This window comes from Nocardioides sp. L-11A, assembly GCA_029961745.1.
Classification (GTDB): domain Bacteria; phylum Actinomycetota; class Actinomycetes; order Propionibacteriales; family Nocardioidaceae; genus Nocardioides.
This window is the reverse complement of the sequence record CP124680.1, coordinates 4,366,890-4,381,271: the sequence shown is the minus strand read 5'-3', so window position 1 is coordinate 4,381,271 and position 14,382 is coordinate 4,366,890. Positions and strand designations below refer to the sequence as shown.

General features: G+C 72.2%; 14 protein-coding genes and 1 riboswitch. Of the genes, 12 read left to right on the top strand and 2 right to left on the bottom strand.

From position 1 onward, the window contains the following. Nucleotide 1 precedes the first annotated feature (1 nt). A riboswitch (TPP riboswitch) is annotated at nt 2-112 on the top strand. The 8 genes from thiE (at nt 103) to QJ852_21030 (ending at nt 7,236) form a co-directional block, all read left to right on the top strand. Then, on the top strand, nt 103-708 hold the full coding sequence (gene thiE / locus QJ852_21065; GenBank protein WGX95633.1) for a thiamine phosphate synthase: 606 nt from the start codon (nt 103-105) through the stop codon (nt 706-708). It overlaps the preceding riboswitch by 10 nt. A 1-nt stretch (nt 709) precedes the next feature. Next, nucleotides 710-1,732, top strand: a complete 1,023-nt coding sequence (locus QJ852_21060) for an FAD-dependent oxidoreductase (protein ID WGX95632.1) — start codon at nt 710-712, stop codon at nt 1,730-1,732. Next, nucleotides 1,729-1,929, top strand: a complete 201-nt coding sequence (gene thiS, locus QJ852_21055) for a sulfur carrier protein ThiS (GenBank protein WGX95631.1) — start codon at nt 1,729-1,731, stop codon at nt 1,927-1,929. The genes QJ852_21060 and thiS overlap by 4 nt, the downstream gene beginning before the upstream one ends. Beyond that, the gene (locus tag QJ852_21050) at nt 1,926-2,702 is read left to right on the top strand and encodes a thiazole synthase (GenBank protein WGX95630.1); all 777 of its coding nucleotides are present in this window, start codon (nt 1,926-1,928) and stop codon (nt 2,700-2,702) included. Before thiS ends, QJ852_21050 begins: the two co-directional genes overlap by 4 nt. Before the next feature lie 53 nt (nt 2,703-2,755). After that, nucleotides 2,756-3,322, top strand: a complete 567-nt coding sequence (locus tag QJ852_21045) for a thiamine phosphate synthase (GenBank protein ID WGX95629.1) — start codon at nt 2,756-2,758, stop codon at nt 3,320-3,322. Then, nucleotides 3,319-3,990 carry a bifunctional hydroxymethylpyrimidine kinase/phosphomethylpyrimidine kinase gene (locus QJ852_21040; protein WGX95628.1) on the top strand — a complete coding sequence of 224 codons (672 nt, stop codon included), beginning with the start codon at nt 3,319-3,321 and terminating at the stop codon, nt 3,988-3,990. The genes QJ852_21045 and QJ852_21040 overlap by 4 nt, the downstream gene beginning before the upstream one ends. After that, nucleotides 3,987-5,678, top strand: coding sequence for a phosphomethylpyrimidine synthase ThiC (gene thiC, locus QJ852_21035; GenBank protein WGX95627.1), 1,692 nt, complete (start codon nt 3,987-3,989; stop codon nt 5,676-5,678). The genes QJ852_21040 and thiC overlap by 4 nt, the downstream gene beginning before the upstream one ends. 244 nt (nt 5,679-5,922) lie before the next feature. Beyond that, entirely contained in the window at nt 5,923-7,236 is a 1,314-nt protein-coding gene (locus QJ852_21030) for an HNH endonuclease (GenBank protein WGX95626.1), read from the top strand. 962 nt (nt 7,237-8,198) lie between these two features. Here QJ852_21030 and QJ852_21025 read toward each other — a convergent pair. Continuing rightward, on the bottom strand, nt 8,199-8,867 hold the full coding sequence (locus QJ852_21025; protein WGX95625.1) for a YdeI/OmpD-associated family protein: 669 nt from the start codon (nt 8,865-8,867) through the stop codon (nt 8,199-8,201). 55 nt (nt 8,868-8,922) lie between these two features. On the opposite strand from QJ852_21025, the gene QJ852_21020 reads away from it, so the two are divergent. Next, nucleotides 8,923-9,936: an asparaginase gene (locus QJ852_21020; GenBank protein WGX95624.1), complete on the top strand. Its 1,014-nt coding sequence runs from the start codon at nt 8,923-8,925 to the stop codon at nt 9,934-9,936. A 4-nt stretch (nt 9,937-9,940) separates the two neighbouring features. On the opposite strand, the gene QJ852_21015 is transcribed toward QJ852_21020, so the two are convergent. After that, nucleotides 9,941-11,143: a DUF4032 domain-containing protein gene (locus QJ852_21015; protein ID WGX95623.1), complete on the bottom strand. Its 1,203-nt coding sequence runs from the start codon at nt 11,141-11,143 to the stop codon at nt 9,941-9,943. A 193-nt stretch (nt 11,144-11,336) separates the two neighbouring features. Between QJ852_21015 and QJ852_21010 the strand changes: the two genes are divergently transcribed. From QJ852_21010 to QJ852_21000, 3 genes are read left to right on the top strand one after another with little or no spacing between them, the layout of a single operon-like run. Further along, the gene (locus QJ852_21010; protein WGX95622.1) at nt 11,337-12,608 is read left to right on the top strand and encodes an extracellular solute-binding protein; all 1,272 of its coding nucleotides are present in this window, start codon (nt 11,337-11,339) and stop codon (nt 12,606-12,608) included. Beyond that, nucleotides 12,605-13,528 (top strand): sugar ABC transporter permease, encoded by a 924-nt coding sequence (locus tag QJ852_21005; GenBank protein WGX95621.1) that lies wholly within the window; start codon nt 12,605-12,607, stop codon nt 13,526-13,528. Before QJ852_21010 ends, QJ852_21005 begins: the two co-directional genes overlap by 4 nt. 4 nt (nt 13,529-13,532) lie before the next feature. Then, nucleotides 13,533-14,378: a carbohydrate ABC transporter permease gene (locus QJ852_21000; protein WGX95620.1), complete on the top strand. Its 846-nt coding sequence runs from the start codon at nt 13,533-13,535 to the stop codon at nt 14,376-14,378. Nucleotides 14,379-14,382 lie beyond the last annotated feature (4 nt).

The window sequence follows — 14,382 nt, the reverse complement described above, 5'->3', positions numbered from 1 at the left end:
CACGACCACCCACGGGAGTTCGCGGCAGCGGGCTGAGAGGGAGCTGGAGCCGCTCCGACCGTCACACCTGATCCGGATCATGCCGGCGAAGGAACGGACACGATGAGCGCATTTCCCGGCCTGCCCCGGCTGTTCTGCCTGGTCTCGCACCGCGACGACCTCTCCCTGCTGGCCGCGCTGGCCGACGCCGGCGTCGGCGGCTTCCAGGTCCGCGACAAGACGCTGCCGACCGGTGCACTGGTCGCGCTGACCCGCACCGTCCTGGACGCAGTCCGGCCGGCCGGCGCCACGGTCGTGGTCAACGACCGCGTGGACGTCGCCCTGGCCGCGGGCGCGGACGGCGTCCATCTCGGCGCCGAGGACCTCGCCGTCGCCGACGCCCGGCGGCTCGCTCCCGCCCTGCTGATCGGCGCGACCTGCCGCTCCCGGGCCGAGGTCGCCGCAGCCGCCGCCGACGGCGCCGACTATGCCGGTCTCGGGCCGGTGTTCGCGACCGGCTCCAAGCCCGGGCTCCCCGCGCCCCTGGGCGTCGCCGCCGTGACCGCGGCGGCCGGGGTCCTGCCCCTCGTCGCGATCGGCGGCCTCCGCGCCGCGACCGCGGGCGAGGTGCGTGCCGCCGGCGCCCACGGCGCCGCCGTCATCGGCGCGATCTGGCGACAACCGGACCCTGTGGTGGCAGCGAAGGAGCTCGTCGCGGCGGTGGCCTGAGATGGCGACGGGTCTGCGTGTCGACGTGCTCGGCGCCGGGGTGATCGGGCTCGCGGTCGCCGACGAACTGCTCCGCCGCGGCCACGACGTCGCCGTGGTCGATCCGCACCCGGCCGGCGGGGCGTCGTACGCCGCCGCGGGGATGCTGAGCCCGGCCGCCGAGGTCTGGCACGGCGAGGAGGAGATCCTCCGGCTCGGGCTGGCGTCGCTGGACCTGTGGCCCGCGCTCGCCGTACGACTGGGGCTCGGGCTGCGCCGGGTCGGCACCTTGCTCGTCGGGTACGACGCCGGCGACCTCCAGCAGGTCGAGCGACAGGCCGCGCTGCTGCATCGCCACGGCCATCCGGTCGAGCTGCTGGGCCGGGCGGGGGTGCGGTCGGCGGAGCCGACCCTGGCCCGCGCGGCAGGCGGGGCGCTGCTTCCCGACGAGGCGAGCATCGACCCGCGCGCGGTGTGTGCGGCGCTGCTCGAGCGGGTCGTGCTGCGGGGCGCGCCGCGCGCCGACGCCGAGGTCACCGTCGTCGCGACGGGGGCGTCGCTGCCGGAGCCGTGGACCGGACTGGTGTCGGGGGTGCGGGGCGAGATCCTGCGGCTGCGCTCGGACGACCCGCCGCGTCGGACCGTGCGCGGCTGGGTCGGCGGCGAGCCGGTCTACCTGGTGCCCCGCGGCGACGGTCGGGTCGTGCTGGGCGCGACCTCCGAGGCGCACGCCGGGCCGCCGGTCGTGACCGCCGGGGGAGCGCTCCGGCTGCTGTCGGCCGCACGCACGCTGTGGCCGGCCCTCGATCGGGCCGAGCTCGTCGAGGGCACCGCACGCGACCGACCCGGCACGCCCGACGGGCTGCCGCTGGTGGGGCCGAGCGGCAGGGACGGCGTCGTCCTCGCGGCCGGGCACTACCGGCACGGCGTGCTGCTGGCGCCGCTGACGGCGCGCCTGGTCGCCGAGCACCTGGAGACCGGCGCGATCGAGCCGGCCCTCGACCCGCGCCGCTTCGCTGGCGCCCTGCCGGAAGGAGCACGATGACCATCACCTGCAACGGAGAGCCGGTCGCCGCCGCGGCGACCGTCGCGGAGCTACTGGCGCACCGGCTCGGCGACCCGCGTCCCCACGGTGTGGCGGTCGCGGTCAACGAGGAGGTCGTGCCCCGCGGCGACTGGCCAGAGCGGCGGCTGGCCGACGGGGACGTGGTCGAGGTCGTGACGGCGGTGCAGGGCGGATGACCCGCGAAGCCGGTCCGTTGGTCGTCGCCGGTGAGGCCCTGACGTCGCGGCTGCTCCTCGGGACGGGTGGGCTCCCGAACCTCGCCCTGGTCGGCCCGGTGCTGGCCGCCGCGCGGCCGGCGCTGGTGACGGTGTCGATGCGCCGGACCTCGTCCCTCGCCGAGGGCGGCCTGCTGGCCGCACTGCAGGGCGCCGGGGTACGGCTGCTGCCCAACACCGCCGGGTGCCTGTCCGCGCGCGAGGCCGTGCTGACCGCGGAGCTGGGGCGGGAGGCCCTCGGCACCGACTGGGTGAAGCTCGAGGTGATCGGCGACGAGCGCTCCCTGCTCCCGGACGCCGTCGAGCTGCTCGACGCCGCCGAACAGCTGGTCCGGCGCGGCTTCGTGGTACTGCCCTACACCACCGACGACCCGGTGCTGGCGCGCCGGCTGGTCGACGCGGGCTGCGCCGCGGTGATGCCGCTGGGCTCACCGATCGGCTCCGGACTCGGCGTGCTCAACCCGCACGCGATCGCGGCGGTGCGGGCGGCGGTCGACGTACCGGTGGTGCTCGATGCCGGCGTGGGCACGGCGAGCGACGCCGCGCTGGCGATGGAGCTCGGCTGCGACGCGGTGCTCGCCGCGACGGCGGTCACCCGCGCGGACGACCCGGTGGCGATGGCGTCCGCGTTGCGGCTGGGCGTCGAGGCCGGCCGGCTGGCGTGGGCGGCCGGCCGGATCCCGCGTCGCGCTGAGTCACGCGCGTCCAGCCCCGTGCTCGGGCGGATCGGATGAGCGCCCCCCGTGCGTTGCGTCATGCGTTCTGTGGGCTGGAGCCCACAGAGCGAATGACGTCCCGTCGACTACTCCTGCTCACCGACCGCACCCAGGTCCCCGAGGGCCGCTCACTGGGTGACGTGCTCGACGCGGCCGCCGGAGCGGGGCTGACCACGGTGCTGCTGCGCGAGATCGACCTGCCCGACGAGGAGCGGGCCGGGCTCGCCGGCCGGGCGCGGGCCGCGGGGCTCGAGGTCGTGGCCGCGCACCGGCCGGTGCCGGGCTGCGCGGGTGTGCATCTGCCCGCCGGGACGACCGGGCCGGGGGTCGCGACCCGGTGGGGGCGCTCCTGCCACAGCCGCGCGGATGTGGTCGCCGCGGCGGCCGACGGCGCGTGGTGGGCCACCCTGTCGCCGTACGCCTCGACGAAGAGCAAGCCGGGCTACGGACCGCCGCTGCCGGCCGCGGCCTTCGCGGGGCTGCCGCTGCCGGTGTACGCGCTCGGCGGCATCACCCCTGCCAACGCGGCACAGGCGCGGGCCGCGGGCGCGTACGGCGTCGCCGTGATGGGCGCCGTGATGCGGGCCGACGACCCCGGCGCGGTCGTCGCCGCGCTGCTGCGCGAGGTCGCTCGGTGAACCCGCCCGTCGTGCTGACCGTCGCGGGCACCGACTCCGGCGGGGCCGCCGGCATCGCCGCTGACCTCACGACCTTCGCGGCGCTCGGCGTGCACGGAGCGTGCGTGGTCGCCGCCGTCACCGTGCAGGACACGACCGGCGTGCGGGCGATCCATCCCGTGCCGTACGACGTCGTCGAGGCCCAGCTCGACGCCGTCCTGGAGGACCTCGACCCGGTCGCCGTGAAGACCGGCATGCTCGCCACGCCCGCGGTCGTCCGGCTGGTCGCCGAGCGCTGCGCGGAGCGGCTGCTCGTGGTCGACCCGGTCCTGGTGGCCACCAGCGGTGCGGTGTTGGCGACCGACGAGGTCGTCGCGGCCTACCGCGAGCACCTACTGCCCGTCGCGACCGCCGCGACCCCCAACGAGGAGGAGTTCGCGGCGCTGGGCCGGCCGGCCGGACCCGGCGTTGTCGTCACCCGCGGCGGCGACCTCCCGACGACCAACGACCACGGCACCGGCTGCACGCACAGCAGCGCCCTGGCGGCGTACCTCGCCCACGGTGCCGACCTCTCGACCGCCGCCGCCCGCGCGGACGCCTTCGTCGCCCGTCAGCTCCGGCTCAGCAAGGACTGGACCCTCGGCCGTGGCCGGGGACCCGTCGCCCACATCCAAGGAGATCCCGCATGACCGTGCATCCCGCCCACACCCGGATCGAGATCGGCGACCTGGGCGTGCCCCTGACCCGGGTCGCGCTCACGAACGGCGAGACGTTCGACCGCTACTGCACCGAGGGGCCCGGCTCCGATCCCGAGGTCGGCCTGCCGCCGCTGCGCACCGCCTGGATCGAGGCTCGCGGCGATGTCGCGGCCTACGAGGGTCGCGAGACGCAGCTGGTCGACAACGGCCGCTCGGCCGTCCGCCGCGGCGCCGCGCAGGGGGAGTGGCGTGGCGCGCGCCGAGCGCCGCTGCGCGCCACCGGCGGCGCTGTGACACAGATGGCCTATGCCCGGGCCGGCGTCGTGACCGACGAGATGCGGTACGTCGCCGTCCGCGAGGGCTGCGATGTCGAGCTGGTGCGCAGCGAGATCGCGGCCGGACGCGCGATCATCCCGGCGAACGTCAACCATCCGGAGTCGGAGCCGATGATCATCGGCCGCCGGTTCCTGGTGAAGGTGAACGCCAATATCGGCAACTCCGCGGTCACCTCGTCGATCGCCGAGGAGGTCGACAAGCTCACCCACGCGATCACGTGGGGCGCCGACACGGTCATGGACCTCTCGACCGGCGAGGACATCCACACCACGCGCGAGTGGATCATCCGCAACAGCCCCGTGCCGATCGGGACGGTGCCGATCTACCAGGCGCTCGAGAAGGTCAACGGCGAGGCGGACAAGCTGTCGTGGGAGGTCTTCCGCGACACCGTGATCGAGCAGTGCGAGCAGGGCGTCGACTACATGACCATCCACGCCGGCGTACTGCTGCGCTATGTGCCGCTCACGGCGAACCGGGTCACGGGCATCGTGTCGCGTGGCGGGTCGATCATGGCCGGCTGGTGTCTGGCCCACCACGAGGAGAACTTCCTCTACACGCACTTCGACGAGCTGTGCGAGATCTTCCGCCAGTACGACGTCTCGTTCTCGCTCGGCGACGGCCTGCGGCCCGGCGCCACCGCCGACGCGAACGACGAGGCGCAGCTCTCGGAGCTGCGCACCCTGGCCGAGCTGACCGCCCGGGCCTGGGAGTACGATGTCCAGGTGATGGTCGAGGGGCCGGGGCACGTGCCGCTCGATCTCGTGGAGGAGAACGTCCGCCTGCAGCAGGAATGGTGCCACGGCGCGCCCTTCTACACGCTCGGGCCGCTCGCCACCGACATCGCGCCCGGCTACGACCACATCACCTCGGCCATCGGTGCCGCCACGATCGCCATGCACGGCACCGCGATGCTCTGCTATGTCACGCCCAAGGAGCACCTCGGCCTGCCCAACCGCGACGACGTGAAGACCGGCGTCATCACCTACAAGCTCGCCGCGCACGCTGCCGACGTCGCCAAGGGCCACCCCGGCGCCCGGGACTGGGACGACGCGCTGTCGAAGGCGCGCTTCGAGTTCCGCTGGCACGACCAGTTCGCGCTGTCCCTCGACCCGGTCACGGCCGAGTCCTTCCACGACGAGACCCTTCCGGCCGAGAACGCCAAGACCGCGCACTTCTGCTCGATGTGCGGGCCGAAGTTCTGCTCGATGCGGATCAGCCAGGACGTGCGTGACCGGTTCGGCTCCGAGCTGTCGACCGAGGATGTCGCACTCGGGATGAAGGGGAAGTCGGCGGAGTTCTTGGAGCTGGGGGCGTCGGTGTACGTCGAGCCGCCGGTGGGGTGAGGGGGCGGTGGTGCTGCTGGGACTGTCTGGATGCTGCGGTGGGGTGGCCGGTTGCGTTCCAAGAGCGCAGCGACGAGGAAGGTGGGGAGGTGGCTGGGTTCGTCGGTCGGGCTGCGGTTCGCGGACACACCCTCTGTCACCGATCGTGACGTCGTTTGTCCACACCCCCGGGATCGGGTTTCGCCTGTCCACAGGAGGGTTTGCGACACTGTGAAGTGTCGTGGGTGGGTGGGAGAATCCAGTCATGGATCTCGCCACTGACGCCCGTTCGACAGCCTCGCTGCTGTCGCGCCTGGGTGCTGGGATCGAGACCCGCAACCAACTCCTCGTCGAGGAATGGACCGGCATCGTCGAATGGGCCAGCAACCACGTGATCACCGGCCCCGAGGGGGTCGCAACGATCACCGAGGGCTACCTCGACACCGGGGTCCCGATCGCCGGTGAGGGTGCACCGTTGGTGTCGGAGTTCGGGTTGATGGAGCTGGTCGCGGTCCTGGGCAGGTCCCCCGACGGTGGGAAGGCGTATGTCGGGCGGGTGATCGAGTGCGCCTGGCGACTCCCGAACGTCTATGACGCCGTCACCTCGGGCCGGTTGGCGCCGTGGCGGGCCGAACGGATCGCCGACCTCACCCACCCCCTCTCGGCTGAGGCAGCCGCATTCGTCGACCGGCAGCTCTTCGACGCCTCCGGCGTCGGGTGGGCCCAACTCGAACGCCTGGTCGCCGAAGCGGTCATCCGGTTCGACCCCGAACGCGCGGAAGCAGACCGGCAGACCGCTGCCGATGGTCGGCATTTCGATGTCAGCGCTGTCGACGAGCACGGCCTGGTCCACCTCGACGCGTTGATGGACGCCGCGGACGGGCACGACCTGAACCTCGCCGTCGCCCGACGCGCGGAAGTCCTGGGCCGACTCGGTGATGACAGTTCTCTGGATGTGCGGCGCTCGAAGGCCGCCGCCGAGCTCGCGAGGCAGGACCTCGCCCTGGACCTGTTGATCCCCGACCCCGACACCGGAGAAGTCGTGGACACGGTCCCGGGACGCAAGGTCGTCCTCAACGTCCACGTCACCGACACCACCCTGACCGGCCAGAACCCGTTCGCGAACCCGGTCGGCCGGTGGGACGAGGGCCGCTGCCCGATCACCTCGACCCAGATCCGCGAATGGCTCCGCGCCCGGCACACCACGGTGATCGTGCGACCCGTGATCGACCTGGCCGACCATGTCCCCGTCGGCTCGTACGAGATCCCCGACCGCCACCGCACCCGGGTGGTCCTGCGGGACCAGACCTGTCGGTTCCCGCACTGCACCCGACCCGCCCAAGCCTGCGACCTCGACCACACCCGCCCATATGGCGAGGGTGGTCCCACCTGTCCGTGCAACGAGGTCGCGTTGTGCCGGCGGCACCATCGTGCGAAGACCCACTCGACCTGGCGCTACGACACCGTCACGCCCGGCACGTATGTGTGGACCAGCCCGAACGGGCATCGGTTCCGGGTCGATCACCGCGGCACCCACCCCATCAGAACCATCCAGAGCACCTCGCCACCCGACGAGTAGCCACCCCGCCCCACACCCCGCAGAGACACGCACCTGCGGGGCTTGAGGCATGTCCTGACCCGTCCGGACCGGCCAGTGCGCGGACCGCGTCGCCGTACGTCGAGCGCAACGTCGACGTGCGTTCCCCGGGCAGACGATCGCGACCCAGCCCTGGGCCCGGTAGACGGGGTGGGGGAGCACGGTGTCGGCGGCGGCGAGGTCGACGTCCGCACCGGTGGGTGCGCCGGGTTCCTCGCCGAACAGGTCGATGAACCGCGGCTTCCCGACGTGGAGGTTGAGCCGCCAGCGGTCGGGCGGGTCCAGGCGACTGGCGGCGTCGTCGGGGTAGTCCTTGGTCACGATGGTCGCGAACGGCTGCTCGGTGCGGGGCACCGCGCCGTCGGGCGCGACGTGGAGGAGTGGTCGCTCCAGGCGATCGCGGGGAACTCACTCCCCGCGGTGGGCGCGAGTTCCAGTACGTCGGGCAAGGCTCGGAGCGTGTCGGGGAGCTGTTCCATTCTGGTGGCTGTCGTCATGGTGCGAGTGTGGAGTTGAAGTGCCGGTGGAGGGTTCGACCGCCGACGTCGCCGCCGCCGCTACTCGGTCCAGCAGGTGCGCAACCTGGAGGCGCTCGGGGTCATCCCGCGGCGGAGCGGACGCCGACCGGGTACCGCCGGTTCTCCGCGGTCCACGTGCGCGACCTGGGTGCCTACCGCGACCTTGCCCGGACCGTCGGGCCGGCCGCCGCGCGTCGGGTGATGCGCGAGCACCGCGCGGCGCTATCCCGTCGCCGCGATCCGCGCGGCGCGGATCGCCGTCGCCCTGCGTGCAGCCGGCTATCGGATCCCCGAGGTGCGGATGCACTCGGCGCGGTCCGCGAACTCGGCGGCACCGCGCGCTCACTCGAGACGCTGGACGCCCGGGTCGCCACCATCGCCGACCGGGCGCTGGCCCTGCTGCTGGCGTCGTCCTGGCCGAGATCGTCAGCGCGCCGCGGCCGCCGCGGCGGTCGCCCGCTCGACCCACTTCGGGATCTCGCCGTAGCGCTGGCTCGGGATCAGCCGCCCGGCGGCGGAGTCCTCGACCAGTTGGGCCATCCGGCGGTCGCGGGTGGCCTCCTGCTTCGCGGTCACCACCCAGTTGACGCAGATCCGGCGATAGGTCCGGGTGGCCGCGTCGAAGAACGCGGTGGCGGCGGGGGAGGCGGCGAGCAGCGCGGCGTAGGCCTCGGGGAGCACGAGCTCGCCGTCGACCTCGTGGGTGTACGGCGCGGCGTCGCGCCGCCGCTCCTCCCAGATCGCCAGCCCGGAGGGTTGCATCCGGCCCTCGGCGCGCAGCTGCTCGACGAGCTCGAGGTTGACCTTGCTCCAGTTGCTCGTCCTCTTGCGCGGCGTCCAGCGCTGGCGGGTGGTGTCCTCGTCGATGCGCTGGGCCACCGAGTCGATCCAGCCCCAGCACAGCGCTTCGGGCACCGCCTCCGCCCAGGTCAGGCCCCGGTCGGGCACGTGCTTCTTGTAGAGCCCCATCCACAGCTCGGTCTCGGTGTGGTGGTGGGCGGCCAGCCACGCGCCGAACTCGGCCGCGTCGGCGAAGAAGCGGGCCGGCCGCTCGGCGGAACCGCCCATCCGGCCGGGGATCTGGTCCTGGGACATGCCGCCACCCTGCCACCGTGCACCGACAGCCGGCCACATCCGCGAGGATGGCGTCATGACCGGCCGGCCCACCGTCGCCATCGCCGCCCTCGGCGGCACCATCGCCTCGACCTCCAGCGCGACCGACGGCAGCGAGATCGTGCCGACCCTCACCGCCGAGAGCCTCGCGACCGCCGTACCGGGGTTGGCGGAGCTGGCGAGCGTCCGCGCGGAGACCTTGGCCCGCCTGCCCAGCCCGTCGCTCGACGAGCCGACGATCATGCGCACTCTCCACTGGGCGCGCGCGGCGGTCGACGAGGGTGCGACGGGTGTCGTGGTCACGCAGGGCACCGACACCCTGGAGGAGTCGGCCTACCTGCTCGACCTGTTCTGGGACCGCGCCGAGCCCCTCGTCGTCACCGGCGCGATGCGCTCACCCCAGGCGGCCGGCGCGGACGGGCCGGCCAACCTGCTCGCCGCGGTGCGCTGCGCGCTCGCGCCGGCCTCACGGGACCGCGGTGTCGTCGTGGCGTTCGACGACGAGGTCCATCAGGCGCGCTGGGTGGCGAAGACCGACTCGGTCTCGACCGGCGCCTTCCGCTCCCCGGTGTTCGGCCCGATCGGGCGCTGCGTCGAGGCCGAGGTCGTGTACGGCGTCCCGGCCGGCCGGGTGCCGCCGCTGCGGCTGCCTCTGGCCCAGGAGGCGGGCGATCCCCGGGTCCCGTTGGTCGCGACCTATCTCGGCGACGACGGCTACGTGCTCGACGCCATCGGCGGTACGGACCGGATCGCCGGCGCCGTGATCGCGGGCTTCGGCGCGGGGCACGTGTCGGCGCGGATGGCCGAAGCCGTGGGCCGTCTGGCCCGGGAGGTCCCGGTCGTGTTCGCCTCACGCACCGGCTCCGGGCCGACGGGGCGCGCGATGTACGGCTACCCGGGCTCGGAGATCGACCTCGTCGCCCGCGGCGCCGTCGGAGCCGGATGGCTGCCACCGGTCAAGGCCCGGCTGCTGCTGTGGGCGCTCGCCCTGCGGGGCCCCCTGGCGCGCGCCGACGTGGTGGCCGAGTTCGAGCTCCGCGGCCGTCCCTGAGGGATCAGCCCAGTCCGGACGGCGTGTCCGGTGGCCGGTGCGGGAGCACGGTGGCGACGTAGTCGCGGGCGGAGTCGAAGATATCGACCTCGTGGCCGGCCTCGGCGGAGAGCGCCCAGCGGTGCTCCATCACCTCGTGGAAGTACTCCGGGGCGGAGATGGCGCGGCGCAGCCCGGCGGGCAGCAGATCGACGATCGGCGTGTAGACGGTCGCCAACCAGCGCCGGGCGACCACCTCGCGGTCCTCGTCGTCGTAGCCGCCGTGGGCGGTGAAGGCGGCGAGGTCGTTGAGCAGCTTGCGGGCCTGGCTGTCCTCGGCGACCAGGCCGGTCAGCTCACGCAGCTCGCGGCGGTGGTGGCCGGCCTCCACGACCTTGGGCTGGATCCGGACCCGGTCGGAGTCCGTCTGGACGTCCAGCTCGTCGACATCGAAGCCGAGGTCGTTGAGACGCGCGATCCGCTGCTCGACGCGGTACCACTCGTCGGCGCCGAACTCCTCCACGGCGGTCAGCTCGTCCCACAGCGCGTGGTAGCGGTCGGCCAGCTGCGCGACGATCGCGAACGCGTCGACCTCGATCTGCGTGTCGTCGCTGGCCTGCAGGTCCATCAGCTCGGCGAAGATGTTCTCGACCCCCACGGTGACGTCCTGCTCGCGCATCGCGTCCGACACGCTCGAACGCAGCTCGCCGGTCTCGGCATCGACGAGGAAGGCCGCGAAGCCCCCGGCGCTGCGGCGGAAGAGCGCGTTCGACAGCGAGACGTCGCCCCAGAAGAAGCCCGCGAGATGGAGGCGGACGAGGAGCACGACGAGCGCGTCGACGAGGGCGGGGACCTGATCGGAGCGCAGTCCGTGCTGGAACACGGTGCGATAGGGCAGCGAGTAGTGCAGGTGCTCGGTGAGCAGGGCCGCGGGCAGCGGCTCGCCGTCCGCGGTGGTCCGCCCCGTCACCACCCCGCGGGGTACGACGGCGGGCTGGTCGAGGCGCTGGAGGTCGCGCAGCAGGTCGTACTCGCGCAGCGCGATCGCCTCCTCGGTCTCCTTCACCGCGAGGAACTGCCGGTTGACCTGGACCACGCGCACGACATGCCGGGACAACCCGAGCGGGAGCGGCACGACGTACCAGTCCTCCCAGTCCGCCAGGGGGCGCGACCACGGCAGCCGGAACAGGGCCGGGTCGGTGCGAGCGGCGACGACGTGCAGCGCCATGAAGGGAAACCTACGGCGTCTGAACCGGCACGTCACGGGCACCTGTCCAGCACCGGGTCGTGGACAAAGGCCTCGACTGGGGGTAGGACTGAGTGACACACGCCACACTCTGGGAGGGGTGATCGGGGCGATGAGATCGACGATCCGTCCGTTCGGACGGGGATCCCGGCGCCGGCGTGCTGCGCTCGCGGCCGTGGGTGCGCTCGCGGCGGGGAGCCTCGCGGCCTGCGGTGGGTCCGGGAAGCCGGTGCTCAACTGGTACGTCAACCCCGACGGGGTCGACACCTTCGAGAAGTACGCGAAGGAGTGCAGCACCGACGACTATGACCTCGAGGTGCAGCTGCTCCCCAACGGGGCGACGGACCAGCGGACCCAGCTGGCCCGGCGCCTGGCGGCGGAGGACTCCTCGACCGACCTGATGAACCTCGACCCCGTCTTCGTCGCGGAGTTCGCCAACGCGGGCTGGCTGCAGGAGGTGACCGGCGACCTCGCCGACGCGATCACCGGCAGCGTCGAGGGCGAGGGCGACTACCTCTCCGGCGCGGCCGAGACCGTCACCTGGGACGACAAGGTCTACGCGATCCCGCTGTGGGCCAACACGCAGGTGCTCTGGTACCGCAAGTCCCTGGCCCAGGCCGCGGGGCTCGACATGACCCAGCCGGTCACCTGGGACCAGGTGATCCAGGGTGCGGCCGACAACGGCGGCACGGTCGGCGTGCAGGCCAACAAATACGAGGCCTACGTCGTGTGGATCAACGCCCTGGTCCAGGGCGCCGGCGGCGACATCGTCTCCGACACCGAGGCCGGGCGCGACGCGAAGGTCGACATCGACTCCGACGCGGGCCGCAAGGCCGCCGAGGTGGTCAAGGCGCTCGCCGACTCGCCGGCGGCCCAGCCCGACCTCACGGTCTCCAACGAGGGCACCAGCCTCGGCCAGATGTTCCCCGAGGGCGGAGCCGGGGAGTTCATGGTCAACTGGACCTTCGTCTACAAGAACTACGAGGGCCTGGTCGGGTCCGGGGTCACCGAGGAGCAGTTCGCCGACCTCGGCTGGGCGCGCTACCCCGAGACGGTCGCGGGCGAGGCGTCGAAGCCGCCGGTCGGCGGGATCGACATCGGAGTCGGCGCCTACAGCGACCATCCCGACTTCGCGATGGAGGCGGCCCGCTGCATCACCTCCGAGCAGGCCCAGGTCGATCTGGCTCTCGACAACGGCCTGATGCCCTCGACCAACGCCGCCTACGACAAGGTCGTGGCCAGCGGCGACTATCCCGCGGACCTCATCGAGCTCTTCCGCACCAGCGTCGACGAGGGCGGGCCGCGGCCCAAGAGCGCGTTCTACGCCATGATCTCCGGCGCCATCCAGGCGAAGTGGCATTCGCCCACCTCGGTCGACCCGGGGAGCACGCCGGAGGAGTCGGCGACCTACCTGAAGGACGTGCTGGAAGGGAAGGCGCTGCTGTGAGCACCGTGACCGCGCCCGTGAAGACCAGGGCCGCCGTCAGCGACCGGGCCCGTGCGGAGACCCGCCTCGGGCAGAAGCTCGTCGCGCCGGCCATCGTGCTGATGCTGCTGGTGACAGCGTTTCCCATGCTGCGGGCGCTCTACCTGTCGACGTTCGACTATGCGCTGACCGCGCCCGACGACCGCAGCTTCGTCGGGTTCAGCAACTACCTCACCGCCCTCACCGACTCACTGTTCTGGCGCACGACCCTGATCACGGTGCTCTACATGGTGGTCACCGTGGCGATCGAGCTGGTGATCGGCTTCGCGTTCGCGATGGTCATGCACCGGGTGATCTTCGCCCGGGGCGTCATCCGGACCTCGATCCTGATCCCCTACGGCATCATCACCGTCGTCTCCGGATTCGCCTGGCAGTTCGCCTTCTCCTTCCAGAACGGCTTCGTCAACGGCTGGCTTCCGTTCGTGGGCGACGACTTCAACTGGTTCGGCGAGACCGGGTCCGCGGTGGTCGCGATCATGGTCTCGGAGATCTGGAAGACCACGCCGTTCATGTCGCTGCTGCTGCTCGCCGGACTCGCCCAGGTCAGCGAGGACATGATCGAGGCGGCCAAGGTCGACGGCGCCACGTGGACCCAACGGCTGACCAAGGTGATCCTGCCCAACATGCGCGCGGCGATCATGGTCGCCGTCCTGTTCCGGGCGCTCGACGCCTACCGGATCTTCGACAACATCTTCGTGATGACCGCCGGCGCGGTGAAGACCGAGTCGATCAGCTTCCTGACCTATCGCCAGACCATCGAGCAGTTCCAGCTCGGCATGGGCTCCGCGCTCTCGGTGCTCCTGTTCCTCTCGGTCCTGGTGGTGGCGTTCGCGATCGTCAAGGTCTTCCGCGTCGACCTGGCCCAGGCACGGCAGGAGTGATGAGATGAAGAACCGGCTCAGCAATCGGGTGGGCATCATCGTCGGCTGCATCCTGATCATGATCTGGTGCCTGCTGCCCGTGGCCTGGATCATCTCGCTGTCGTTCAAGTCCGAGACCGCGATCACCAACGGCAGCCCGGGCTTCTTCCCCTCCGACGGCGGGGGAGCGGGCTGGGACAACTATCGGGCGGTCTGGGACAACGACCAGTTCCGGCGCGCGATCTTCAACTCGATCGGCATCAGCTTGATCGCCACCCTGCTGTCGGTCATCGTGGCCACGCTGGCGGCGTACGCGATCGCCCGGCTGGAGTTCCGGGGCAAGAAGGCGGTGCTCACCATCGCGCTGGCGATCGCGATGTTCCCGGTGGTCTCGCTGGTCGGTCCGCTGTTCGACATGTGGCGGGCGATCGGGCTCTACGACACCTGGCCCGGCCTGATCATCCCGTACATGTCGTTCACGCTTCCGCTGGCGATCTGGACCCTCTCGGCCTTCTTCCGTGAGATCCCGTGGGAGATGGAGCAGGCGGCGCAGGTCGACGGCGCGACGTCGTGGCAGGCCTTCCGCAAGGTGATCGTGCCGCTCGCGGCACCCGGCGTCTTCACCGCCGCGATCCTCACCTTCTTCTTCGCGTGGAACGACTTCGTGTTCGGCATCTCGCTCACCTCGACCGAGAACGCCCGCCCGATCCCGGCGTCGCTCTCGTTCTTCGTCGGGTCCGACCCGTTCAACCGGCCGGCCTCGCTGCTCGCCGCGGGAGCGGTCATCGCGACCGTCCCGATCGTGATCATCGTCCTGATCTTCCAGCGCAAGATCGTCGCCGGCCTGACCTCCGGCGCCGTGAAGGGGTGAACCA

What these genes read in the sequence shown, in the direction of transcription:
- thiE (WGX95633.1), top strand. Translation starts at nt 103, where the DNA reads ATGAGCGCATTTCCCGGCCTGCCCCGGCTGTTCTGCCTGGTCTCGCAC.
- QJ852_21060 (WGX95632.1), top strand. Translation starts at nt 710, where the DNA reads ATGGCGACGGGTCTGCGTGTCGACGTGCTCGGCGCCGGGGTGATCGGG.
- thiS (WGX95631.1), top strand. Translation starts at nt 1,729, where the DNA reads ATGACCATCACCTGCAACGGAGAGCCGGTCGCCGCCGCGGCGACCGTC.
- QJ852_21050 (WGX95630.1), top strand. Translation starts at nt 1,926, where the DNA reads ATGACCCGCGAAGCCGGTCCGTTGGTCGTCGCCGGTGAGGCCCTGACG.
- QJ852_21045 (WGX95629.1), top strand. Translation starts at nt 2,756, where the DNA reads ATGACGTCCCGTCGACTACTCCTGCTCACCGACCGCACCCAGGTCCCC.
- thiC (WGX95627.1), top strand. Translation starts at nt 3,987, where the DNA reads ATGACCGTGCATCCCGCCCACACCCGGATCGAGATCGGCGACCTGGGC.
- QJ852_21030 (WGX95626.1), top strand. Translation starts at nt 5,923, where the DNA reads ATGGATCTCGCCACTGACGCCCGTTCGACAGCCTCGCTGCTGTCGCGC.
- QJ852_21025 (WGX95625.1), bottom strand. Translation starts at nt 8,867, where the DNA reads ATGTCCCAGGACCAGATCCCCGGCCGGATGGGCGGTTCCGCCGAGCGG.
- QJ852_21020 (WGX95624.1), top strand. Translation starts at nt 8,923, where the DNA reads ATGACCGGCCGGCCCACCGTCGCCATCGCCGCCCTCGGCGGCACCATC.
- QJ852_21015 (WGX95623.1), bottom strand. Translation starts at nt 11,143, where the DNA reads ATGGCGCTGCACGTCGTCGCCGCTCGCACCGACCCGGCCCTGTTCCGG.
- QJ852_21000 (WGX95620.1), top strand. Translation starts at nt 13,533, where the DNA reads ATGAAGAACCGGCTCAGCAATCGGGTGGGCATCATCGTCGGCTGCATC.